The sequence below is a fragment of the Pseudomonas migulae NBRC 103157 genome (assembly GCF_002091715.1).
Classification (GTDB): domain Bacteria; phylum Pseudomonadota; class Gammaproteobacteria; order Pseudomonadales; family Pseudomonadaceae; genus Aquipseudomonas; species Aquipseudomonas migulae_A.
Genome location: NZ_BDAG01000097.1, coordinates 1 through 1,129, shown reverse-complemented (window position 1 = coordinate 1,129; position 1,129 = coordinate 1). Strand labels below are relative to the sequence as shown.

The 1,129-nt window shown below is 56.7% G+C and carries 1 protein-coding gene; it reads left to right on the top strand.

Going from position 1 to position 1,129, the window contains the following annotated elements; translation table 11 throughout:
- Positions 1-209: 209 nt before the first annotated feature.
- Complete coding sequence (locus PMI01S_RS30745) at positions 210-1,127, top strand: IS110 family RNA-guided transposase (RefSeq protein WP_084323911.1); 918 nt, start codon at positions 210-212, stop codon at positions 1,125-1,127.
- Positions 1,128-1,129 lie beyond the last annotated feature (2 nt).

The following is a 1,129-nucleotide window of genomic DNA, read 5'->3' as shown; positions in this document are numbered from 1 at the left end:
GTGTCTAGATCTAGGAATAAGCTCTGGGGTGAGAGGGGTGGATGGCAAGCTGTGAGTCCGCGGTGCTTGAAGCACGTGTGGGAGCCGAGCTGCCATCCACCTTTCCACTCTGGCCCATAAGCCCGAACAGTTGGACGAGCAGCCACTCGAAATCACAAGCGTGGGCAAAGCCAGAGCACTCTCACTCCTGAGTGTAAGAGGGTTTTGCCATGATTTCCTGGGTCGGCATCGATATCTCCAAATCAAACCTCGTTGTTTGGGTTCAACCAGACGGTGAAGGCTTTGAGCTTTCAAACACTTCAGAAGGCTGTGCTGAGCTTCTTCAGCGCTTGAGCCAGTACGAGGTGGGCCGGGTTTTGCTGGAGGCCACGGGAGGCTACGAGCGCAAGGTCATGGCCGCACTGCTAGGTGCCAGCTTCAATGTCCTCAGAATCAATCCTCGCCGGGCCAGGGCTTTCGCCGTGGCGATGGGCAAAAGTGCCAAGACCGATCTGATCGATGCCGCTGTGTTGGCCGATTTCGCCGAGGTCTTGAAGATGGACGGCGACAAGATCATTTCGCCTGAGCGTGAAGCGTTGCGCGAGCTGGTTCAGCAACGCGAGCACTTCGTGCAGCAACGGGACGACAATAAGCGCCGGCTTCAGCAGGCTCAGCTACCCACTGTTGTGGCGGCAATCAAAGGCCATATTCACTACCTGCAAATTCAGATCAAGCAACTCGATAAAACCATCCACCAGAGCATGCACGAGCTGGACGCAGAAAAAACCGAGCGCCTCATCTCTGTTAAAGGAATTGGCACGGTCGCTACTGCCAGTTTGCTGGTCTACCTGCCCGAATTGGGCAAGCTTGGCCGTCGCGAGATCGCCGCACTGGCAGGAGTTGCACCCTGCAACGATGACAGCGGCAATCACAGCGGGAAACGCCAAATCCACGGAGGAAGAGCCCGGCTGAGGCGTGCGCTTTACATGTCCTGCTGGGTAGTGATCCGCTTTCAAGCTGACTTTAAAGCACGCTATGACGCTCTTCGGGCGCGAGGCAAGAGCGCGAAGGTCGCGCTCATCGCCTGCATGCGAATATTACTGATCAGACTGAATGCCATGCTGAGAGACGGCACGGAGTGGCGGTGACG

Coding starts and splice junctions, on each gene's coding strand:
- PMI01S_RS30745 (WP_084323911.1), top strand. CDS start 210: ATGATTTCCTGGGTCGGCATCGATATCTCCAAATCAAACCTCGTTGTT.